General features: G+C 62.3%; 18 protein-coding genes and 1 other RNA gene. 6 read left to right on the forward strand and 13 right to left on the reverse strand.

Going from position 1 to position 21,009, the window contains the following annotated elements:
- Positions 1 to 254 precede the first annotated feature (254 nt).
- Positions 255 to 1,001 (forward strand): class I SAM-dependent methyltransferase, encoded by a 747-nt coding sequence (locus O6760_RS04795; protein ID WP_269584347.1) that lies wholly within the window; start codon positions 255 to 257, stop codon positions 999 to 1,001.
- 245 nt (positions 1,002 to 1,246) lie between these two features.
- Here the strand turns inward: O6760_RS04795 and recR are convergent, their stop codons facing one another.
- From recR to O6760_RS04830, 7 genes are all read right to left on the reverse strand, one after another.
- Positions 1,247 to 1,855, reverse strand: coding sequence for a recombination mediator RecR (gene recR / locus O6760_RS04800; RefSeq protein ID WP_269584348.1), 609 nt, complete (start codon positions 1,853 to 1,855; stop codon positions 1,247 to 1,249).
- A 199-nt stretch (positions 1,856 to 2,054) separates the two neighbouring features.
- Entirely contained in the window at positions 2,055 to 2,375 is a 321-nt protein-coding gene (locus O6760_RS04805; RefSeq protein ID WP_269584349.1) for a YbaB/EbfC family nucleoid-associated protein, read from the reverse strand.
- Between the two features lie 89 nt (positions 2,376 to 2,464).
- A complete protein-coding gene (locus O6760_RS04810; protein WP_269584350.1) occupies positions 2,465 to 4,378 on the reverse strand; it encodes a DNA polymerase III subunit gamma/tau in 1,914 nt (637 codons plus the stop codon).
- A 101-nt stretch (positions 4,379 to 4,479) separates the two neighbouring features.
- Complete coding sequence (locus O6760_RS04815; RefSeq protein WP_269584351.1) at positions 4,480 to 4,878, reverse strand: hypothetical protein; 399 nt, start codon at positions 4,876 to 4,878, stop codon at positions 4,480 to 4,482.
- Positions 4,865 to 5,125, reverse strand: coding sequence for a hypothetical protein (locus O6760_RS04820; protein ID WP_269584352.1), 261 nt, complete (start codon positions 5,123 to 5,125; stop codon positions 4,865 to 4,867). Before O6760_RS04820 ends, O6760_RS04815 begins: the two co-directional genes overlap by 14 nt.
- Before the next feature lie 331 nt (positions 5,126 to 5,456).
- Positions 5,457 to 5,554, reverse strand: an RNA gene (ffs, locus tag O6760_RS04825) — signal recognition particle sRNA small type.
- A gap of 81 nt (positions 5,555 to 5,635) precedes the next feature.
- Positions 5,636 to 6,268 carry a LysE family translocator gene (locus O6760_RS04830; RefSeq protein ID WP_269584353.1) on the reverse strand — a complete coding sequence of 211 codons (633 nt, stop codon included), beginning with the start codon at positions 6,266 to 6,268 and terminating at the stop codon, positions 5,636 to 5,638.
- Positions 6,269 to 6,406: 138 nt separating this feature from the next.
- On the opposite strand from O6760_RS04830, the gene O6760_RS04835 reads away from it, so the two are divergent.
- The 5 genes from O6760_RS04835 to O6760_RS04855 all read left to right on the forward strand — a co-directional run bounded on the left by O6760_RS04835 (position 6,407) and on the right by O6760_RS04855 (position 11,635).
- A complete protein-coding gene (locus O6760_RS04835) occupies positions 6,407 to 6,826 on the forward strand; it encodes an HIT domain-containing protein (protein WP_269584354.1) in 420 nt (139 codons plus the stop codon).
- A 397-nt stretch (positions 6,827 to 7,223) separates the two neighbouring features.
- Entirely contained in the window at positions 7,224 to 8,174 is a 951-nt protein-coding gene (gene nudC / locus O6760_RS04840) for an NAD(+) diphosphatase (RefSeq protein WP_269584355.1), read from the forward strand.
- Positions 8,174 to 8,752, forward strand: coding sequence for a histidine phosphatase family protein (locus tag O6760_RS04845; protein ID WP_269584356.1), 579 nt, complete (start codon positions 8,174 to 8,176; stop codon positions 8,750 to 8,752). The genes nudC and O6760_RS04845 overlap by 1 nt, the downstream gene beginning before the upstream one ends.
- 316 nt (positions 8,753 to 9,068) lie before the next feature.
- Positions 9,069 to 10,280 (forward strand): lytic murein transglycosylase, encoded by a 1,212-nt coding sequence (locus tag O6760_RS04850; protein ID WP_442969914.1) that lies wholly within the window; start codon positions 9,069 to 9,071, stop codon positions 10,278 to 10,280.
- Between the two features lie 89 nt (positions 10,281 to 10,369).
- Positions 10,370 to 11,635 carry a SulP family inorganic anion transporter gene (locus O6760_RS04855; protein WP_269584358.1) on the forward strand — a complete coding sequence of 422 codons (1,266 nt, stop codon included), beginning with the start codon at positions 10,370 to 10,372 and terminating at the stop codon, positions 11,633 to 11,635.
- Positions 11,636 to 11,667: 32 nt separating this feature from the next.
- On the opposite strand, the gene O6760_RS04860 is transcribed toward O6760_RS04855, so the two are convergent.
- From O6760_RS04860 to O6760_RS04885, 6 genes are all read right to left on the reverse strand, one after another.
- Complete coding sequence (locus O6760_RS04860; protein ID WP_269584359.1) at positions 11,668 to 13,299, reverse strand: ABC transporter ATP-binding protein; 1,632 nt, start codon at positions 13,297 to 13,299, stop codon at positions 11,668 to 11,670.
- Between the two features lie 10 nt (positions 13,300 to 13,309).
- Entirely contained in the window at positions 13,310 to 14,494 is a 1,185-nt protein-coding gene (locus tag O6760_RS04865; protein ID WP_269584360.1) for an ABC transporter permease, read from the reverse strand.
- A gap of 3 nt (positions 14,495 to 14,497) precedes the next feature.
- Entirely contained in the window at positions 14,498 to 15,622 is a 1,125-nt protein-coding gene (locus tag O6760_RS04870) for a microcin C ABC transporter permease YejB (RefSeq protein WP_269584361.1), read from the reverse strand.
- Between the two features lie 66 nt (positions 15,623 to 15,688).
- Positions 15,689 to 17,575: an extracellular solute-binding protein gene (locus O6760_RS04875; protein ID WP_269584362.1), complete on the reverse strand. Its 1,887-nt coding sequence runs from the start codon at positions 17,573 to 17,575 to the stop codon at positions 15,689 to 15,691.
- Positions 17,572 to 19,452 carry an extracellular solute-binding protein gene (locus O6760_RS04880; protein WP_269584363.1) on the reverse strand — a complete coding sequence of 627 codons (1,881 nt, stop codon included), beginning with the start codon at positions 19,450 to 19,452 and terminating at the stop codon, positions 17,572 to 17,574. The genes O6760_RS04875 and O6760_RS04880 overlap by 4 nt, the downstream gene beginning before the upstream one ends.
- Before the next feature lie 110 nt (positions 19,453 to 19,562).
- Positions 19,563 to 20,996: a diguanylate cyclase gene (locus tag O6760_RS04885; protein ID WP_269584364.1), complete on the reverse strand. Its 1,434-nt coding sequence runs from the start codon at positions 20,994 to 20,996 to the stop codon at positions 19,563 to 19,565.
- Positions 20,997 to 21,009: the final 13 nt, after the last annotated feature.

Below are 21,009 nucleotides of genomic sequence, written 5' to 3' on the forward strand. Positions count from 1 at the left end.
CCGCTTGCTGAAGCAATCGGAAGGATTTCCGAGAGCGGAAACGCACCAGCAGCTCTCTGGAAATGAGTGGGCCCCGGGTCTCGCTTCGCTCGCCCGGGGTGACACCGCGGATGAAGCAAGACCCTGGGGAACGTTGAATTGTGAAGTGGAAGGTAAACCGTTATCAACTATTCGTTGTATACGTTCTCGAAGAACACCAGTTTGGTTGTATCTTGTCCTGCCGGTTTCTTTTGCTCTCTTGCCCCGGAGCCCACATGACACAACTTCATACGCATGCCGATGGCACCGCCGCTCCTGCCCACGCCTCAGAAGCGCTCGACATGTTCCAGTATGAATGGGGCATCTACCAGAAGCTGGTGCGCGCCAACGGGATGCATCACCGGGAACTCGGCCAGATCCTGCGCCGGCTGATCGAGACCCGCTTCGACCGGCCATTCACCTTTCTCGACCTCGCCTGCGGCGACGCCAGCCTCGCCCGCTGCGTTCTCAAGGGCAGCAAGGTGACGCGGTATGACGGCATCGACCTGTCCCGGCCGGCACTGGAGTGCGCCGCCGATGTCATGGCGGGTGTTTCCTACGCGGTGACCCTGTCGGAAGAGGACATACACGACGCGGTTCTGCAGAGGCCGCAAAGCTGCGACATCATCTGGTGCGGGTTTTCCATCCACCATCTTCGGCGCGACCGGAAGCGGGAGATGCTGGCGAGCCTTCACGAGGCGCTGAAGCCGGGCGGGATCTTCGTGTGTGCCGAGCCGATCTGCCGGACGGGCGAAACACGTGCAGACTTTACCAAGCGCTGGGAAAGCGAACTGCGCCGCAGGTTCTCAATCCTGACGGACACCGAATACGCCCATCTCTGGAATCACATCCGCACCTGCGACTATCCCGAACCGCCGGAAGACTGGATTGCCATGGGGGAACAGGCAGGCTTCAGCCGCGTCCAGGAGCTGTTCCGCTTTCCCGGGGATCTGTTCTGTTCGGCGTTTCTGTTCGAACGGTAGGAACAAAGTGAAACGCTGAACTTCTCTCCTGTGTCATCCCCGACAAGCGAAGCGCAATCGGGGACCCATTGGTTTCCAGAGGCAATGGAAGAGGCACAGCATTGCCGGCTGACAGCGCTCAAATCCAGACCTCTTTCCGGGAAGCGATGTGGATTGGGTCCCGGCTCAAGGCCGGGATGACCGCCGGGGTGGTTTAGGACGTCAACAAAGCCCCGGTAGGCGCGACTTTTTCAGAAGTAGGGCCCTCAAACCCGCGTGCGCGCTCTCAGCGCTTGCGCCAGCGTGCCTTCGTCCAGGTAATCCAGCTCGCCGCCGACCGGCACGCCATGGGCAAGGCGGGTGACGTTGACATCAAGGTGGGACAGCTGGTCCATGATGTAGTGGGCCGTCGTCTGGCCTTCGACCGTGGCGTTGATCGCCAGGATGACCTCGTTGAGATCCTCGGCGCCGCAGCGCTCGATCAGGGAGGCAAGGTTGAGGTCTTCCGGGCCGACGCCGTCGAGCGGCGACAGGGTGCCGCCGAGCACATGGTAGCGGGCGTTGATCGCCCCGGCCCGTTCCAGCGCCCACAGGTCGGCGACATCCTCGACCACGACCAGCACGCCCGGATCCCGTTTCGGGTCGGCGCAGATGGTGCAGGGGTCGCAGGTGTCGACGGTGCCGCAGGTGGAACAGATGCCGATGTCGCGGACCGCGACACCCATGGCCTCGGCCAGCGGCACCAGCAGCTGATCCTTCTTCTTGATGAGATGCAGCGCGGCGCGGCGGGCCGAGCGCGGCCCGAGCCCCGGCAGCTTAGCCAGGAGCTGGATCAACCGCTCGATTTCCGGTCCCGCAACTTGTTTTTGCGCCATATGTTTCTCTTCAAAAGAGCTTTCACAATCAGGAGGGGTCTATCCCCTCACCCGGGCCTGCGGCCCGACCTCTCCCATTGGGAGAGGCTACATTTTTGCGGATTTGCGGCACGCTCCGGTCCCTTCTCCGCGTCGGGAGAAAGTGGCCAGCTGGGCCGGATGAGGGGCAAAAGCCGGCAATTTCCCGCAGCACCTGACCTCAGAACGGCAGTTTCATGTCGGCGGGAAGGCCGAGGCCGCCCATCAGGTCCTGGGTCTTTTCCTGGATTGCCTGTTCGACCTTGGCGCGTGCTTCCGTGTGCGCGGCAATGATCAGGTCTTCAAGGATTTCCTTTTCGTCCTCTTTCATCAGGGACGGATCGATGGCAAGGCTCTTCATGTCGCCCTTGCCGTTGAGCGTCACGGTGACCAGGCCGGCGCCGGCACTGCCCTCGACTTCGATGTCGACAATCTGTTCCTGAAGCGAGCCCATCTGCTCCTGCATCTGCTTGGCCTGCTTCATCATTTTCAGGAAATCCATCGGATCTCTCCTTTACTCGTCCGCAGCGGCGCCCTGCCGCGCGTCAAACCCCATCTGGGAACTGCATTTAGAAGAACAAGGTGTTCCGATCAATCGTCTTCGTCATCGCCGAGCGCTTCGCTCAGCAGCGGATCACTGACCATGGGATCCACCATCGCCGCCTCGTCCTCTTCCGTGACCTTGACAGTAACATCGACAACCTTCGCCCCGGGGAACGCCGCGAGCAGGGAGGCCACCGTCGGATGCGACTTGGCATCGGAGAGAAGCTGCTGCTGGTTGGCTTCATTCTCCTCGTGGATGGTCGGCCGGCCCTGGGTCCGGGAAACCACGACGAACCAGCGCTGGCCGGTCCACTCGGTGAGCTTGCGGCCGAACTCGCCGGCAATGTCGGCGGGCGCATCCTCTGTCGGCTGGATCTCGATCTTGCCCGGCTCGAATTTCACCAGCCGCATCTGCCGCTGGATCGCCACCTTCATCGGGATGTCGCGCTTTTCCGAAGCCAGCGCGGAGCAGTCATGCAGGTTTTTCAGGTTGTAGGCGGGCGCGGCCGGCGCTTCGGGCTGCGGCGCCGCCTGAGGCGAGGCCTGCGGCGCCGGCAACCCTCCCTGGATGGCGGAGAGCTGCGGACGGGCCGAGGCCTGCATGCTGGGACCGCTGCCGGAACCGCCGGAAGTATGGGACATGCCGACCGCCATGGCCTGGCCGCCACCACCACCGGAGGGCGCCGCACCGCCACCTGAAGGCGCGCCGCCTGCCTGCGGCGTCTGCCCGTTCCGGATCTGCGCCATCAGCTCGCCCGGATCCGGCAGGTCGGCGGCATAGGCGAGGCGTACCAGCACCATGTCGGCGGCGGCCAGCGGCTTCGAGGCAGCATGGACTTCCTGAACGCCTTTCAGCAGGATCTGCCAGGCGCGGGACAGGAGCCGTACGGAAAGCTGATCGGCATATTCGCGCCCACGGGCGCGTTCGGCTTCCGTCACCGACGATTCGTCCGCGGATTTCGGCGCCACTTTCATGCGCGTGACCAGGTGGGTGAAATCGGCCAGGTCCGTCAGCACGATCGCCGGATCGGCACCGACCTCGTATTGCGCCTGCAATTCACCGAGGGCCTCCTCGATGCGGCCGGCCATGACGTGGCCGAAGAGATCGATCACCCGGGCCCGGTCGGCAAGGCCAAGCATCTGGCGCAAATCTTCCGCCCCGATGGCCCCCGAACCATGGGCCATGGCCTGGTCCAGCAGGGACAGCGAATCGCGCGCAGAACCCTCGCCGGCCCGCGCGATCAGCATCAAGGCCTCGTCGGTGATCTGGATGCCTTCCGCGTCCGAGATCCGGCGCAACAGGCCGGTCAGCTTGGCCTGGTCGATCCGGCGCAGGTCGAAACGCTGGCAGCGCGACAGGACCGTGATCGGCACCTTGCGGATTTCGGTGGTGGCGAAGATGAATTTCACATGTTCCGGCGGCTCTTCCAGGGTCTTCAGAAGACCGTTGAAGGCCGCGTTCGACAGCATGTGCACTTCGTCGATGATATAGACCTTGTAGCGCGCCGTCGCCGGACGGTAGCGGGCCGCGTCGATGATCTCGCGAATGTCGTTGATGCCGGTATGGGAGGCGGCGTCCATCTCGATGACATCGACATGGCGGCCTTCCATGATCGCCTTGCAGTGGGTGCCTTCCTCGGTCAGCTTGACCGTGGGCTTGTCGGCACCGCCCGGCACCTCGTAATTGAGGCCGCGGGCAAGAATGCGGGCCGTCGTTGTCTTGCCGACCCCGCGCACACCGGTCAGCATCCAGGCCTGTGCGATGCGGCCGGTGTCGAACGCGTTTTCCAGGGTCTGGACCATCGGCTCCTGGCCGACCAGGTCCTCGAAGGTCTTGGGCCGGTACTTGCGCGCCAGCACACGGTAGGCGCCATCGCTCGGCGCGGGCGCCGCCGCGCCGCCGCCGCTCATCAGTCCGGGCGCCTCGGCGCCGCTCTCATCCGGAAAACCAGTCTCGTCCATGAGCCGCACCATACCCATTTTTTTGCAAAGTGGGACGGTCCTTTGAAAGTTTTTCTGTGGTTGGTTTGCTCACGCGTGCGGACCGGAGAGGATTTCCCGCCTCATGCCTGAAACCGGTCCGGCATCAGGAACTGCTGCCGTGCCCGCGGCGAGGCCATCCGGCTGTCCGAATACCAGGTCGCCATCAGCGATCTCGAGGTCAGATCCGGGTTCTTCTCCAGAAATTCGGCAAAGGTTTCGTGCGCCGTTTCGGCCATGCGTTCCGACAGCAGACCGAGAAAGGCCAGCGTGATCGTGACATTGAACTTGTCCGGTACGCCCGCTCTCGCGGCGACGTCCTGCAACGCGCGGCCGTAGCGCTGCGCCGCATCGAGGAATTCATAGCGCTGCAACATCTGGCAGGCGACACCGATATGATCGACATGGGTGAAGCCCCTTGCCTCGAGCACTCCGGCCTCGAAACGGTCGGTCATTTCCGCATAGTTCCTAAGATCCGTCATCCGTTCCGTCCTTGAGCTTGTGACTGTCCGAAGCGGTCAGGTCGAGGTCATAGACACTCTTCAGCTGTGCGATCTTGCCGAGCGTTTCCTCCGAGAAGGGCCGCTTGTTTTCAAAGGCGTGCAACGCCAGGCCCTCGATAAGATCGCCGAGTGACATGTCGAGATGCTCCGCAAGCCCCTTGAGCACTTTCAGGAGCCGTTTTTCAACACGGACCCCGGTCTGAACACGTTCAATCGTTTTCGTCATTTTGGTATATTGGTACCAAGATAACATGCTGTCAACATGGAAGCGGAAGCACATGCATTGGGCGGCAGAGGCGCTTGCAGGTGTCACCCCGGACAAGCGCAGCGCAGATCCGGGGCCTACTCGCAGATCTGCTTGTCGAAGCGGCTGAAGGGGCCACGGCAGCAAAACGCATGCTTGGAGAATTCAGAACGACTTCTCTGGAAATGAGTGGGCCCCGGATCTCCCTTCGGTCGTCCGGGGTGACGCCGAGGCATTTTGCGGCCGAAAAAACAAAAAAGCACCGCGGTGATCCGGCGGTGCTTCCAGCAAAGCTTCGAGGCTTTTGAATTGGGTGGGAGGCTGGCACGGCGACCCGTGCCGAGGCTCGTTAGGGCTGCTTCCTTCCGGACCTGACCCGGTTGGCGAGTGGCTCGTCCACCACCAACCTCCCGAGCGCCTTATATCAGATGCCCCCGGGGGTTTGGCAAGAGGGCGGCTCTGGTTTTTTGTTTGCCGGAAAAACGCTGTTCCTCAAGGACGCAGGGACGCCAGTTTCAGACCGAAACCCATGAAGACCAGGCCGGTGACGCCCTTCAGCCAGCGCTGGAACGACGGATCCCGGGCCGCCCTGCTGATCCGGGCCAGAAGCACGATCATGGCCGCGAACCAGAGCGCATTGATCAGGGAATGCAGCGCGACCAGCGACATCGCCGACGAGACGGCGCCCTCGCCCGCCGGGATGAACTGCGGAAACGCCGCCAGGTAGAACATCGACACTTTCGGATTGAGGGCATTGGTCAGGAACCCTTCGCCGAAAGCCTTTGCCAAAGTGCGTTTTCGCCGCGCCGGCAAGACATCCGGGGCCAGCGTCTTGCGTGACAGGGCTTCGCGGAGCGCCTTCAGGCCAATCCAGAACAGATAGGCGGCCCCCAGCAACTTGACCACGAAGAAGGCCTCGGCCGAATGCACCAGAATCACGGAAATTCCGAGGATCGACAGCGTGCCATGGAGAATGAAGGCGGTCACGAAGCCACCGATATTGGCAAAGGCGGCCAGCCGGCCGGACGTCGGCACGGTCTTGGCGATCAGAACGCCGTTGGGACCGGGCGACATGACGAGCAGGCTGGCGACAAGCACAAAACTCAATACCGTTTCGAGGGACATGAAAGAGCACCCGGAGTGTGATGTGGCACGTGAAGGCAGGTGTGAATAAAGGTTCACTTCGAGCCGACTCTAGCCATATGGTGGGCAAAAGCAATCCGCGGCCGCGACCGCGCCGCCTCTCACTGTCTGGATGCCGACATGTCGTTTTTCGATCTCAATCCCCGCCTTGAAGGCGACAGCTATTTCGTCGCCGACCTGCCGCTTTGCACCGTCCGGCTGATGAAGGACGCCAACTATCCCTGGCTGCTTCTGGTGCCGCGCAGGTCCGACATGGTGGAGCTGATCGACCTGGACGAGGCCGACCAGCAACAATTGATGCGCGAGATCGCACAGGCAAGCACCTGTCTCAGGCGGGTCACCGACTGCGAGAAGCTGAATGTGGGCGCACTCGGAAACCAGGTCTCGCAGCTTCATGTGCACGTGATCGCCCGCTTCCGCGAGGATGCCGCCTGGCCCGGGCCGGTCTGGGGCGTGGTCCCCCCGCTTGCCTACGACCCGGACAAGGCGGAAAACCTGATCGAACAGCTCCGGGACGGCCTGGCGCAGGAGAGGGATTGACCACCGCTTGTCTCAATTTGCATTCAGAGTTGATCGCACCGGATCATCCCTGGTGCTTTTCCTCCGGGACGGCTTGAACTAGGGTACGGACCCATTAAATTGTACGTTCAAGTCGCTCAGGAAAAGACTGTATACAAGGCGCGAAATCGCAGGAAACCTGGATGGTTTTCAAGGTTTCGCAACGCGGGAGACAGTCATTTCCTGAGCGATCCGAAGGACGCCAATCGGGCATTGAAAAGCAACGTCAAAGCCTTTGACCTATGCGCAAGCATAGCTCTGCAGGCTTTTCCTTGCTTTTCTGTGCCCGAATGACGCCTGAAAGCACAATTTAATGAGTCCGTACCCTAGGGTCCGGTGCCATCACTCTCTCGCCCCGCAGATTCCAAGGATATTTCCCATGCTCGCCACTGCTGCCGATCTCCAGCCCATGGAGATGAGCTTTCTCGGCAACACGCTGGACCGGCAGTCGACGAAACGTGGCGACAAGGCCTATCTCGCCGACTTGCTCAACAGGCCGGACACGGAAATCGTCCTGTCCACGGCACGCACGCTGGTCTTTTCCTCCGGCGACCGCCTCGAACTCGGCCATAGACTGGACGCGGCCAAGGCTCTCGGTGCCGATCCGGTTGAAATGGTCTTTCTGGGGCTTCGCGAGGAAAGCGGCCGGGCCCTGTTTGCGACGACTTTGGCCCAGGACGACGAGGAGCTGGACGCACGCGCCGATCTGCAGTTGATCGACCTGCGAACCCTGGCCTTGCAGAACGCCCTGTCGCCGGAGGACATGGGCGCCCTCGCCCAGGCCCGGGCGCTGATCCACTGGCACCGCACCCACCGGTTCTGCTCACGCTGCGGTGAAAAGACCGTCATGGCGGAGGCCGGCTACCGGCGCGACTGCCCGTCCTGCGAGAGCAACCATTTTCCGCGTACGGACCCATGTGTGATCATGCTGATCACCGACGAGACAGGTGACCGCGCCCTGCTCGGCCGGCCGGCGCGCCTGCCGGAAGGCATCTACACCACCCTGGCCGGGTTCATGGAACCGGGCGAGACCATCGAACAGGCGGTCCGCCGTGAAACGCTGGAGGAGTCGGGCATCACCGTCGGCGAGGTCCGGCTGATTTCCAACCAGCCCTGGCCGTTTCCGGCCAACCTGATGCTCGGCTGTATCGGCACCGCGACTTCGTTCGACATCGAGATCGAGGACGACGAGCTGGAAGCCTGCAAATGGTGCGACCGGGACGAGGTCCGGCAGATGGTGGGCCACAGCCATCCGGAAGGCCACCTGATCCCGCCGTCGATTTCCATTGCCCATGAACTGATCACCGGCTGGCTCGAGGGGCACCTTTGATGTCCTGGTGTGTCTACCTCACCCATCCGGAGGTCAGGGTCGATCCGGACGTCCCCGTTCCCGAATGGGGCTTGTCCGATATTGGCAGGGAACGGGCTGCCAGGGCCGCGACCCTGCCCTTTGCCGGCGACATCCGCCAGGTGATTTCAAGCGCCGAGCGCAAGGCGGTCGAGACCGCGCAGGTGTTTTGCGGCCGCAGGGGCGTGTTTCAACGCGCCCTGCAGTTCCTGCATGAAAACGACCGCAGCGCCACAGGTTTCCTGCCGCCGCCGGAATTCGAGAAAACCGCCGACGCGTTCTTTGCCAACCCGTACGACTCCATCCGGGGCTGGGAACGGGCAATCGATGCCCAGGACAGGGTCGTCACCGGCATCAAGAGTGCCTTGCGTCATATTCCGGAAGAGGCCCCCGTGCTGTTTGCCGGTCATGGTGCCGTTGGCACGCTCCTGATGTGCCACCTCATGGCCGCGCCGATCTCGCGCATTCACGACCAGGCGCGCGGCGGCAGCTGGTACCGGTTCGACAAGGCCTGGCTGACGACGCAGGCCGGCCGCAATCTGGCTTGGACAGAGCTCTGAGCAAATTGTTCAAGGCATGATACCGGCCAGGTACTCCAGTCACCTCTCCCGGTGGGAGAGGTCGGTCCGCAGGACCGGGTGAGGGAGCAAACGTCTCGAGGATGCGAGGAGTTTTGCCCCCTCACCCCAGCCCTCTCCCAATGGGAGAGGGAGCTTGGCCTGACAAATGTTTCAAAGCCCCATAAAACAAAGGAAACAAACCTCAAGGTCGCAAAACTTTCTTGGAGATCTCAAGGAAGCCCGCGCACCGAGGTCCCCTCTCTCATTCGTTCATGCTAGGTTTTGCCCAGAAGATCTGCCTCTGGAGACCGTTGTGATCCGCTGCCTTTCAAGACTTTTTCTGGGAACTCTCACCGCCGCCGCACTGCTCGGCTCTCCCGCCGAGGCCGGGAAATACGACGCCCAGTTCCGCCAGTTCCTGACCTCTGAAATTGCGCCGGCCGCGCGCCGCGCCGGGGTCAGCCAGGCCGTGATCGACCGGGAGCTGAACGGCCTGACGCCGGACACGTCCCTTCCGGGCCTTGTCGGTCCGGGCGGCAAGGGCACGCCGCCGAAGGTCAATTTCCAGGCCGAGTTCCGTTCGCCGGAGCGCTATTTCCGCGCCAGCCAGTTCAACGCGCTGGTGCCGCGCGGACGCAGCCTGATGCAGAAACATGCCGGCACGCTGAAACGGATCGAGGCCCGCTATGGCGTGCCCGGCCGCATCATCCTGGCGATCTGGGCGCGGGAATCGGGCTATGGCGGCGCCAAGATCCCCTACGATGCCCTGCGGGTGGTCGCGACCCAGGCCTTCATGGGCCAGCGGCCGGATTTCTTCAAGGGCGAGGTCGTTGCCGCGCTGCAGATCCTGCAGAACGGCGACGTGTCGCGCCGCGCCATGAAAAGCTCCTGGGGCGGCGCGATGGGACAGCCCCAGTTCCTGCCGTCCTCCTATCTCAAATATGCGATCGATTTCGACGGCGACGGCAAGCGCAATATCTGGACGTCCCAGGCCGATACCATGGCCTCTATCGCGCATTATCTTTCCGAACACGGCTGGCAGAAGGGACGCGACTGGGGGTACGAGGTCTATCTGCCCGACACGGTTTCCTGCACACGTGAAGGCCCGGACAACCGCCAGAAGATCTCGGACTTCGTGCACGAGGGCGTGAAACGCGTCAGCGGAAAACCGTTTCCGGATTACGAGATCAACCGGCCGGGCAATATCCTGCTGCCGGCAGGACGCTACGGCCCGGCCTTCATCGCCACGGAAAATTTCTACGTCATCAAGGAATACAACGAGAGCGACGCCTATGCGCTGTTTGTCGGCCACCTGGCGGACCGCTACGGCAGCAACACAGGCTTTGCCGGCGCGTGGAAACCGATGAAGGAAACCACCCGCGGCGCGGTACGCAATCTGCAGCTGCGCCTGGAAGGCCTCGGCCACGATGTCGGCGGCGCCGACGGCCTGATCGGCTTCAAGACCCGCCGGTCCATCGGCAAGGACCAGGAAAAGAACGGCTTCTTCGCCACCTGCTGGGTGGGGTGACGCGGCATTCGGTCTCGCCACTTTCCCATTGCATCCGGCCGTTCACTGCGAAAGACTGGTTTCTTCCATGTCTCTCCAGTGATGCCTCCATGCGTCTCCCCAAGATTGTCACCACCTTGCAGGACTATTCCCTGCGCCTGTTCTGGGCGGATTTTACCGCCGGGATCACCGTTGCCATGGTGGCGTTGCCACTAAGCCTGGCGATCGCCATTGCATCGGGTGCCGATCCCGCCACGGGCCTCGTGACGGCCATTGTCGGCGGATTTTTCATTTCGCTCCTCGGCGGCAGCCGCGTCCAGATCGGCGGGCCGACCGGCGCCTTCATCGTGGTGGTCTACGGCGTCATCGCCGACTACGGTTACGACGGGCTGGTGCTCGCCACCTTCATGGCGGGGCTGATGCTTCTGGTGGCCGGATATTTCCGGATCGGCAACCTGATCCGTTACGTGCCCGAACCGGTCGTCAACGGTTTCACCATCGGCATCGCCGTCATCATCGCTTCCAGCCAGATCAAGGACTTTTTCGGCCTGCGGCTCGCCGACGTGCCGGCCGACTTCCTCGACAAGCTTCCCGCCCTGTGGGGTGCCCGGGATACCGCCACGCTGGCGGCATTTGGCCTCGGGCTTGCCACGCTGCTGCTGATTGTCCTGCTGCGGCGGCTGTTTCCGAAGTTTCCCGGACTGATCATAGCCGTGGGCGCGGCGTCCCTGACCGTTGTCCTGTTGCAGCTGCCCGTGGAGACCATCTCTTCACGCTTCGGCGCATTGCCGAACAGTCTGCCCGTGCCGTCCCTGCCCGAGATTTCTGTCGACCGGGTCGTCGAACTGTTTCCCTCCGCCCTGGTGATCGCCTTCCTGGCCGGGGTCGAATCCCTGCTGTCGGCCATGGTTGCCGACCGGATCATCGAGGGAAAACACCGGCCGAATGCCGAGATGCTCGCCCAGGGCACGGCCAACCTCGCCTCCTCGCTGTTCGGCGGCCTGCCGGCAACCGGTGCCATCGCCCGCACGGCCACCAATATCCGCGCCGGCGGCAAGACGCCGGTCGCCGGGCTGGTCCATGCCGTCACGATCCTGCTGGTGATGCTGGTGGCGGCCCCGCTGGCCGGATATCTGGCGCTGCCGGCAATGGCGGCGCTGCTGATGCTGACGGCCTGGGCCATGAGCGAGCCGCACAAGTGGAAAGGCTACCTGGCCACATCGATTTCAGACCGGCTGCTGCTCGCAACAACGCTCATCCTGACCGTGCTGGTCGACCTGACGGTAGCCATCGGTGTCGGCGTTGCCATCGGCCTTGCGCTGCGCCTGCGCGACCGCGGCAAACCGCCCGAAGACTGGTCGATGCCCGAACGCTGAATCCGAACGCTGAAACGCTCCGCGCAGCGACGTCAGACGTTCACCACGCCCTCCGGCGCCGTCTCGAGCCGGAAAGCCGCTGCCATCAGGGCTTTGGTGTAATCGGTCTGCGGCGCATCGAAGATCTGCTCCGCCGGGCCCTGTTCCACCACCTTGCCCTGGCGCATGACAATGACTTCGTTTGCGAGCGCCCGCACCACCTTCAGATCGTGAGAGATGAACAGATAGGCGAGGCCATGGGCCTTCTGCAGCTCGCGCAGGAGGTCGACCACCTGGGCCTGGACGCTCATGTCGAGCGCCGATGTGGGCTCGTCCAGCATGACGAATTTCGGCTCCAGAACCATGGCGCGGGCGATCGAGATGCGTTGACGCTGGCCTCCGGAAAACTCGTGCGGATAGCGGTGCCGGGTGGACGCATCAAGGCCAACTTCCTCCAGTGCCTTGGCGACCTTGCGATCCCGCTCCCCCGCCGAGATCCCCGGGAAATGCACTTGCAGTCCTTCACCGACGATGTCGGCCACCGACATGCGCGGTGACAAGGCGCCGTACGGGTCCTGGAAAACGATCTGCATGTCCCGCCGCAGCGGACGCATCTCCTTCCAGGAATTCTCCTGGATTTCCGAGCCGTTGAAGGCGATCCGCCCGGTTGAGGAGATCATGCGCAGTATGGCGAGGCCAAGGGTTGTCTTGCCCGAACCGCTCTCCCCGACGATGCCGAGCGTCTGGCCTTCCCGGACTTCAACGTCGATCCCGTCGACCGCCTTGATGTGGTCGACGGTCCGGCGCAGCAGGCCCCGCTTGACCGGAAACCAGACCTTCAGATCATCCGCCTGCACCACGATCGGCTTCTGCTTGTCGGTCGCCGGCGGGTCCCCCTTTGGTTCGGCCGCCAGAAGATGCCTTGTGTAGCTGTGCTGCGGATTGTCGAAAATCTCCGCGACAGGCCCGTGCTCGACGATCTTGCCGTCGGTCATCACGCAGACCCGGTCGGCGAACTTGCGCACGATCCCCAGGTCGTGGGTGATGAACAGCATGGCCATGCCGTGGCTGCGTTGAAGGTCTTTCAACAGGTGCAGGATCTGCGCCTGTACCGTGACATCAAGCGCCGTGGTCGGCTCGTCCGCGATCAGCAGGTCCGGCTCGTTTGCAAGCGTCATGGCGATCATGACGCGCTGGCGCTGCCCGCCCGAAAGCTGGTGCGGATAGGAATTCAGGCGCTTTTCAGGATCGTGGATACCGACCTGGTTCAACAGCTCCAGCACCCTGGCGCGGGCCTGGGTCTCGCTCATGCCCCGGTGAATCGTCAGGATTTCGGCGATCTGCTTTTCCACCGTGTGCAACGGGTTGAGCGAGGTCATCGGTTCCTGGAAAATCATCGAGACGTCGTTGCCGCGCACCTTGCGCATCTCGTTGTCGCTGGCGGTCAGAAGATCCTTGCCGTTCATCAGGATCCGGCCCGACGGGTGCGAGGCCGCCGGATAGGGCAGGAGTTTGAGGATCGACAGCGCGGAAACCGACTTGCCGGACCCGCTCTCGCCGACAAGGGCAACGGTCTCGCCCTTGTTGATGTCGAAGGAGATCCGGTCGACGGCCAGCGTCTCGTTGCCGCCCTGGGTGAAGGCAACCGACAGGTCTTCGATGGAAAGGAGCGTTTCTTTTGTCATTGTCGTCTCCTTAGCCGAGGCTCTTGCGCGGATCGAAGGCATCGCGCACGGCCTCGCCGATGAAGATCAGCAGACTGAGCATCAGCGAGATCACGATGAAGCCGGTGATCCCGAGCCAGGGCGCCTGGAGGTTGTTCTTGCCCTGCGCAAGCAGCTCGCCGAGCGAGGCAGATCCGGGCGGCAGGCCGAAACCGAGGAAGTCGAGCGCCGTCAGCGTCGAGATCGAGCCGTTCAGGATGAAAGGCATGAAGGTCAGCGTTGCCACCATGGCGTTCGGCAGCAGATGCCGCCACATGATCACGGGATTGGACACGCCCAGCGCCCGGGCCGCCGAGATATACTCGAAGTTCCGGCCGCGCAGGAACTCCGCCCGGACCACGCCGACCAGCGCCACCCAGCTGAAGGCAAGCAGGATCGTGAACAGGGTCCAGAACCCCGGCACCAGGAACGAGGACACGATCAGGATCAGGTAGAGCGTCGGCACCGCCGTCCAGATTTCGATGAACCTCTGGAACAGGAGGTCGGTCCAGCCGCCATAATAGCCCTGGACCGCGCCTGCGGCGATGCCGATCACGGACGACGCCAGTGTCAGGGCCAGTCCGAACAGAACGGAGATCCGGAAGCCGTACAGCAGCCGCGCAAAGACATCGCGGGCCTGGTCGTCGGTCCCGAGCCAGTTCCAGTTGCCGACGATGCAGCCGGGATCGTTCGCGCCTTCCGGGTATTTCGCGCAGCGTTCTTCCTTGTCCATCGTCCAGGACGGCGGTGCCGGGACCGGGACAGGCGGGTTCAGATTGCGTGAATCGTAGGAGTACCGTATCGGCGGCCACAGCATCCAGCCGTTCGCGTTGATTTCATCCCGGATGAAGCTGTCCTTGTAATTGGTCACCGCCAGGAACCCGCCGAACCTGTCTTCCGGGTAATCGACCAGCACCGGAACCAGGAGCTCGCCCTTGTACGACACGAGGATCGGCCGGTCGTTTGCGATGAATTCAGCGAACAGCGCCAAGGTGAACAGCACCAGGAAGATCCAGAGCGACCAGTGGCCCCGCCGGTTGGCCTTGAAGTTGGCCAGCCGGCGCCGGTTGATGGGCGACAGCCGCATCTTCTGCGGCGGCGGCGCGGTTTCCTCCGGCAGCGGATTGAGCACGTCGTAGCCGGCGTCTTCCATGTCCTTGTCGAGGCGGGAATCCATGTGTCAGACCTCCCGGCTTTCGAAATCGATCCGGGGATCGATCCAGGTATAGGTGAGGTCGGAGATGAGACTCACCAGAAGCCCCATCAGGCCGAATATGTAGACGGTCGCGAAGACGACGGCGTAATCCCGGTTGATCACCGATTCGAAACCGAGCAGGCCAAGTCCGTCGAGCGAGAAAATCGTCTCGATCAGGAGCGCCCCGGCGAAGAAGGAGGAGATGAAGGCGCCCGGGAAGCCCGCGACAACGATGAGCATCGCATTGCGGAACACATGGCCGTAGAGAACCTGGCGCTCGCCGAGCCCCTTTGCCCTGGCCGTGGTCACGTATTGCTTGCGGATCTCGTCAAGGAACGAGTTCTTGGTCAGCAGCGTCGTGGTTGCAAAGGCGGACAGGGCCATGGCGGTCAGCGGCAGGGCGAGGTGCCAGAAGTAATCCAGGATCCGCGCTGGCCAGGACAGTTCCTCCCAATTGTCCGAGACCAGGCCGCGCAGCGGGAAAATGTCCCAGAAGGATCCGCCCGCGAACAGCACGATCAGCAACACGGCGAACAGGAAACCGGGGATGGCATAGGCCACCACGATGATCCCCGAAGTCCAGATATCGAACCTCGAGCCGTCCGAGACCGCCTTGCGAATTCCAAGCGGGATCGAAACAGCGTAGGAGATCAGGGTCATCCAGAGGCCGAGCGAGACTGAAACCGGCAGTTTTTCCTTGATCAGCTCCCAGATCTTGATGTCCCGGAAATAGCTTTCACCGAAGTCGAAACGGGCATAGTCGCCCAGCATCTTCAAAAAGCGCTCCAGAGGCGGTTTGTCGAACCCGAACTGGGCCTCGAGCTGCTTGATGAATTCGGGATCCAGGCCCTGGGCGCCGCGATACTTGGACGTGACGCTGTCTCCGGACGCAGACCCGCTGCCGCCGGAGGCATCATTGCCAGCGCCGAGCATGTCACCGCCGCCGCCGCTTATCCGCGAGGTTGCCGAGACATCCGTGCCCTGGAGCTGGGCGATGACCCTTTCCACCGGACCGCCCGGCGCGAACTGGACGATCAGGAAGTTGATTGCCATGATCCCGACCAGCGTCGGTATCATCAAAAGCAAGCGGCGAAGGATATAGGCGCCCATGGAGTGTGTGCATTCCCTTTTTGGTCTGGCCTTCTGAAACGGGCCGAAGGTGTCGCTGTTAGAAGATTATCCGGCTTTGCCGAGTTTTTCCGCCTTTTCGGCGTCTATCCACCAGAGTTCTTCCACCGGGAAGAAATAACGCGGCGTTTCCTCCGGGTATCCATAGACATCCCACATGGCGACAGTGTGGATGTTCTTGTGCCATTGGGGAATCCAGTAATGGCCGGCCCTCAGAACCCGGTCGAGCGCGCGCGCGGCCGTGTTCATTTCCTCGCGGCTTTGCGCGGCGACCGCCTTGTCGAGCAGGGCATCGACAACAGGATCGGCGATCCCCGCCACATTGTAGGTGCCCGGCGTCGCGGCCGCCTTTGATCCCCAGATATCGCGAATGCTGTCCGACAGCGTCGTCGACAGGCTGAACCTGCGGCTGGCGATATCGAAATCATAGTCATTGAGCCGCGACTGGTATTGCGCGGGATCGACGATGCGCAGGTTTGCCCGGATACCAAGCTTTTCCAGGTTCTGGATGAACGGATTGACGATCCGCTCGAAGGCCTTGGTGTTGTTCAGGAACTCGATCGTGAACGGCTTGCCGTCAGGGCCGATGAGATCGGATCCCTGGCGCTCAAAGCCGGCCTCGGCCAGCAGATCGCTCGCCTTGCGCAGCAGGTTGCGGTCGAAACCGGACCCGTCGCTGACCGGTGGCACGACCGCCTCCCCGAAGACCGCTTCGGGCAACCGGTCGCGGTAGGGCTCCAATAGCGCGAGCTCTTCGGGGGAAGGTGTGCCTTCGGCCTTCATCGCCGAGTTTTCAAAGAAGGACTGGGTCCGCTGATACAGTCCGTAGAAGAGGTTCTTGTTGGACCATTCGAAATCGAAGGCAAACCCGAGTGCCTCGCGCACCCTAGGGTCCTTGAACTTCTCCAGGCGCGTGTTGATGAACCAGCCCTGCGCCCCGGCAATCTGGCCATCTGGGAATTCCCGCCGCACGACCTGACCGTCTTCGAAGGCTGGGAAATTGTATTCCGTCGCCCAGTTCTTCGACGAGAATTCCTCCCGGTAATACACGTTGCCCTTCTTGAAGGACTCGAAGGCCACTTGCCGTTCGCGGAAGAACTCGGTCCTGATCGTGGCGAAGTTGAACTGTCCCCTGGCGACGGGAAGGTCCCTCGCCCAGTATTTCTCGACCCGGTGGTACTCCACATAACGGCCGATCGCGTGTTTGCCGACCTTGTATGGTCCGGAGGACAGCGGCGGGGTCAGTGTCGACTGCTTGAAATCGTAGGCAGTGTAATAGCGCTTGGAGAAAATCGGATAGTCGGCGGCAACGGTCAGCGGAAAATTGCGCGCCTGGTTGCCGTCAAAATGCAGCGCGACCCTGTACTCGCCCAGAACCACGGCATCCTTGAGCACGGCCAGGGGCTGGCTCAGCATCGGATGACCGTCCGCCTTGACCAGCATGATCGAATAGGCGACATCCTCGGCCGTCAGCTTGGAGCCGTCATGAAACCTGGCTTCCGGGCGCAGGTTGAATGTGAAGACATTGCCGTCTTCCGACACTTCGACCGTTTCGGCGACCAGGCCGTAGACCGCATCGGGCTCGTCCCAGGCGCGCACCATCAGCGTGTCGAAGCAAAGCTCCATGCGCGGCGGCGCGTCTCCCTTCAGGACGAAGGAATTGAAGGTGTTGTAGGTCTGGACATTCTGGTTGAAGTACCAGTAGGGCGCCTGAAACGAAAAGGTGCCTCCCCTGGGGGCATCGGGATTGACGTAATCGAAATGGGCGAAATCGGCAGGGTATTTCAGGTCGCCGAAGACCGACAGGCCGTGGCGGGCGTCCGGCGCCTCCTGGGCCCGTACCGGCACCGGCGACCAGGGAACCGACGCGGCGAGCGCGGCCGCGCCGCCCAGGTGCAGAACCTGCCGGCGCGAGGGAGTGAGGCGATCATTCATTTCAGGGCCTCCGTCTTCGCGGCAAGCGCCTCGTCATACCACCAGATCGTCGGAAAGCCGGTGCTGTATTCCGGCATGCTCTCGGGATGAGCGAACCGGTTCCAGCGCGCCGTGCGGGTTTCATCGACGTAGAACTGGGGCACGACGTAATGGTTCCAGAGCAAGACCCGGTCAAGCGCGCGGGTGGCGGCCACCAGCGTTTCCCTGTCTTGTGCAAAGATCACCTTGTCGATCAGCTTGTCGACGGCGGGGTTCCTGATGCCGGCATAATTGGCGGAGCTGTCGTTGTCGGCAGCCTCGGAGCCCCAGTATTCACGCTGTTCGTTGCCAGGTGACAGCGACTGTCCGATTGCCAGGACGGTCGTGTCGAAATCCCGCCCGCGGATCCGGTTGATGAATTGCGATGTGTCGACCAGACGCAGGATCGGCTTGATGCCGATCGCTTCCAGGTTCTTGGAATAGGGCAACAGGGACCGCTCGCTGGCCTTGTCCCTGTAAAGGAACTCGATGGAAAGCTGCTCGCCGGTCGCCGGATCGATCATCTTGCGGTCCTTGAGCTCGTAACCCGCTTCCCGCAACAACTTGACCGCCTCGCGCAGATTGGCGCGCACTTTGTCGGGCGACCCTCCGACCGGATTGGTGTATTCCTCGGTGAAGACCTCCGGCGGCACCAGGTCGCGCACCTCTTCCAGGATCTCCAGCTCCTTGCCCTCCGGAAGACCCGAAGACGCCAGCTCCGTTCCGGCGAAATAGGAATTCACCCGCTTCAACAGATTGGCGGAGACGATCTCGTTCGTGGTTTCGAAATCATAGGCAAAGTTGAGAGCCCGGCGGACCCGGGGATCCTGAAACTTTTCCCGGCGCAGGTTCAAGAAGAACCCCTGCATGACGCCCCGCGACTTGTCCGGAAAGATCTCCTTGACCACGCGCCCGTCCTTGACGGCCGGAAAATCGTAGCGCTTGGCCCACTGGCTGGAGCTGCGCTCGACATGATAGTCATACTGGTCGCCCTTGAACGCCTCGAACTGCACGGAGTCGTCCAGGAACGAGATATAGCGGATCTCGCCGAAATTGTTGGCGCCGACCCGGATCGGCAGATCCTCGCCCCAATAGTCATCGACCCGTTCGAGGATGACCTGACGGCTCGGGGAAAAATCCTTGATCCGGTACGGGCCCGACCCCAGGGGCGGTTCGAGCGTCGAGCGTGAGATGTCACGGGCCTCGCCCTTGTCGTCGGTTCCCTCCCACCAGTGCTTCGGCAGGATCGTCAGCTGACCCATGATCTTGGGCAGTTCCCGGTTGCCGCTCACATCGAAGGAGAACCGGATCGTGCGCTCGTCGACTATCTCGGTCTTTTCGACGTTCTGGTAGTAGAACTTGCGCTGGGGGTCCAGCTCGATCGCCTTCTTAAACGACCAGACAACGTCTTCGGCGGTGACCGGCTCGCCGTCATGCCAGCGCGCGTCGGGGTTCAGCCGGTACTCCACCCAGGAATAGTCATCCGGAAAGCGGACGGCTTCGGCAAGGACCCCGTATTGGGCGCTGATGTCCTCTTCGTCGAGGGACGGTTCCATCAGGCTTTCGTAGATCAGGGCGACACCCGGTGCGAGGTTGCCCTTCTGAGCGAGAATATTGAACGTGTCGAAACTGCCGCTTGCGGCCAGCCGCACGGTGCCGCCTTTGGGGGCCTCAGGATTGACGTAGTCGAAATGCTCGACATCGGCAGCGTATTTCGGTGTTCCGTTAAGCGCCGATCCATGTTGCCACTCGGGCTCCTGGGCCTGCACCGCGCCGTTCCCGAGTCCCGAGACCGAAACGGCGCCAGCCAGCGCGAGACCTGCTGCAGCCTGTTTGAAAAATCGCCACGTGAACACCATCGGCTTCTCCGTCCCTTCCGGTACCTGACACCCAAATCAACGGGTTCATGGATTTAGTGTAGGGACGAGCAGGCCTTGCGTCACCTGCTGGTTGCCGAGATGACAGAAATTTAACCTGTCTGGGGAAGGCCCTTGGGCGGGAACTCCTCGGATCCCTGCTTGGATTTTGCCTTTTGCGCGTACATCCTGCCGTCGGCGACCCTGAGCAGGTCTTCCACGGTGGCAGCGTCTCCCGGATAGCTTGCCGATCCAATGCTGGCCCTGACATCGATAAGGGCGCCCGAATACTCGAAGACCTGCGCGACCTTCTCGCCCAAACGATGCAGGAACGTCTTCTTTTCCTCGCGCCGCATGTTGCCGGGCGTCAGCACGATGAACTCGTCACCGCCGACCCGCGCGACCGTATCGGTCTGCCGGATCTGGTTCTGCAGCCGCTGGCCGACCTCGATCAGGAGCTGGTCCCCCACGGCATGACCGTAATTGTCGTTGACCGGCTTGAAGGCATCCAGGTCCACATAGAAAATCTCGAACCCCGCTCCGGACCGCTCGCACATGGCCGCAAGCTGATGCATGCGGTCTTCCAGCAGCCGGCGGTTGGCAAGTCCGGTCAACGGATCGTGCAGCGCCATCGACCGGACCTTGTAGACTTCACTGATCAGCAGGAAGGCCATCGCACCGAAGACCAGCGAAATCAGGCTGCCCACGAGCTGCGTGATCCAGACCTGGTTGCCGGAGCTGGACCATCCCGCCTCCGGGTACCCGACCATTTCCCATTCGAGCCCGCCAGGCAGGTGCAGCGGCAAGGACACGGTGTCCTTTTCGAACAGGGACGGGCTGCCGACGATCATCTTGTTGTTTTCAACGGTTGCCCGGTTGACCACCCCGATGCGGATCCCGTTGACGACATCCTTGATCCCCGCCGCCGCCATCAGGCCCTGCTGATCAAGGGCAAGCGTCGCAACCCCCCAGTAGCTGCGCTCTTCCAGGGGCTGGCCGGGGAAGGCCGCCGGGAACACGGGAATGCGGATCAACAGGGCCGTGCCGCCCTGGACCAGCTCCAACGGTCCCGCGATCACGACTTCCCTTGTCATCATGGCCTTGCGGATCGCAGGCCATTGCGCCGTGTTCATCCGGTAGTTCAGGCCGATCGCCGACCGGTTCGGTTCAAACGGAAAGACCGCACGCAGGATGTTGTTGGGCGCCAGTCCGATGGAGCGGATCGACGGGTTTTCCTCAAGGAGCTCGACCCCGATTTCGCGATAGTCCTCCAAGTCGAAAGGCTGGTCGACAAATTGGGTCACATAGGACCGGATGCCGAGGCCGTAAGCGACCGTCCGGCCGATTTCGCCCTCAAGCCGGGCGCGCGCTTCGGAAAGACTGGCGACAGCCTGCCGTTTGTGATGGGAGATCAGTTCGTTGCGAACGAGCTGGCCGACATGGGCGGTGACCGCGATCCCTGCAAGAAAGCAGACGGCGGCAACGAGGGACGCAACCCACGTTCCACCGGACCTCGAAAAAATATTCCGCGTCAGATTGATGCCCATTCGGTCCCTGCTC

This window comes from Roseibium sp. Sym1 (assembly GCF_027359675.1).
GTDB lineage: Bacteria > Pseudomonadota > Alphaproteobacteria > Rhizobiales > Stappiaceae > Roseibium.

Excerpts from the sequence above, each read along its gene's own strand:
- O6760_RS04795 (WP_269584347.1), top strand. The coding sequence starts at position 255 with ATGACACAACTTCATACGCATGCCGATGGCACCGCCGCTCCTGCCCAC.
- recR (WP_269584348.1), bottom strand. The coding sequence starts at position 1,855 with ATGGCGCAAAAACAAGTTGCGGGACCGGAAATCGAGCGGTTGATCCAG.
- O6760_RS04805 (WP_269584349.1), bottom strand. The coding sequence starts at position 2,375 with ATGGATTTCCTGAAAATGATGAAGCAGGCCAAGCAGATGCAGGAGCAG.
- O6760_RS04810 (WP_269584350.1), bottom strand. The coding sequence starts at position 4,378 with ATGGACGAGACTGGTTTTCCGGATGAGAGCGGCGCCGAGGCGCCCGGA.
- O6760_RS04815 (WP_269584351.1), bottom strand. The coding sequence starts at position 4,878 with ATGACGGATCTTAGGAACTATGCGGAAATGACCGACCGTTTCGAGGCC.
- O6760_RS04820 (WP_269584352.1), bottom strand. The coding sequence starts at position 5,125 with ATGACGAAAACGATTGAACGTGTTCAGACCGGGGTCCGTGTTGAAAAA.
- O6760_RS04830 (WP_269584353.1), bottom strand. The coding sequence starts at position 6,268 with ATGTCCCTCGAAACGGTATTGAGTTTTGTGCTTGTCGCCAGCCTGCTC.
- O6760_RS04835 (WP_269584354.1), top strand. The coding sequence starts at position 6,407 with ATGTCGTTTTTCGATCTCAATCCCCGCCTTGAAGGCGACAGCTATTTC.
- nudC (WP_269584355.1), top strand. The coding sequence starts at position 7,224 with ATGCTCGCCACTGCTGCCGATCTCCAGCCCATGGAGATGAGCTTTCTC.
- O6760_RS04845 (WP_269584356.1), top strand. The coding sequence starts at position 8,174 with ATGTCCTGGTGTGTCTACCTCACCCATCCGGAGGTCAGGGTCGATCCG.
- O6760_RS04855 (WP_269584358.1), top strand. The coding sequence starts at position 10,370 with ATGCGTCTCCCCAAGATTGTCACCACCTTGCAGGACTATTCCCTGCGC.
- O6760_RS04860 (WP_269584359.1), bottom strand. The coding sequence starts at position 13,299 with ATGACAAAAGAAACGCTCCTTTCCATCGAAGACCTGTCGGTTGCCTTC.
- O6760_RS04865 (WP_269584360.1), bottom strand. The coding sequence starts at position 14,494 with ATGGATTCCCGCCTCGACAAGGACATGGAAGACGCCGGCTACGACGTG.
- O6760_RS04870 (WP_269584361.1), bottom strand. The coding sequence starts at position 15,622 with ATGGGCGCCTATATCCTTCGCCGCTTGCTTTTGATGATACCGACGCTG.
- O6760_RS04875 (WP_269584362.1), bottom strand. The coding sequence starts at position 17,575 with ATGAATGATCGCCTCACTCCCTCGCGCCGGCAGGTTCTGCACCTGGGC.
- O6760_RS04880 (WP_269584363.1), bottom strand. The coding sequence starts at position 19,452 with ATGGTGTTCACGTGGCGATTTTTCAAACAGGCTGCAGCAGGTCTCGCG.
- O6760_RS04885 (WP_269584364.1), bottom strand. The coding sequence starts at position 20,996 with ATGGGCATCAATCTGACGCGGAATATTTTTTCGAGGTCCGGTGGAACG.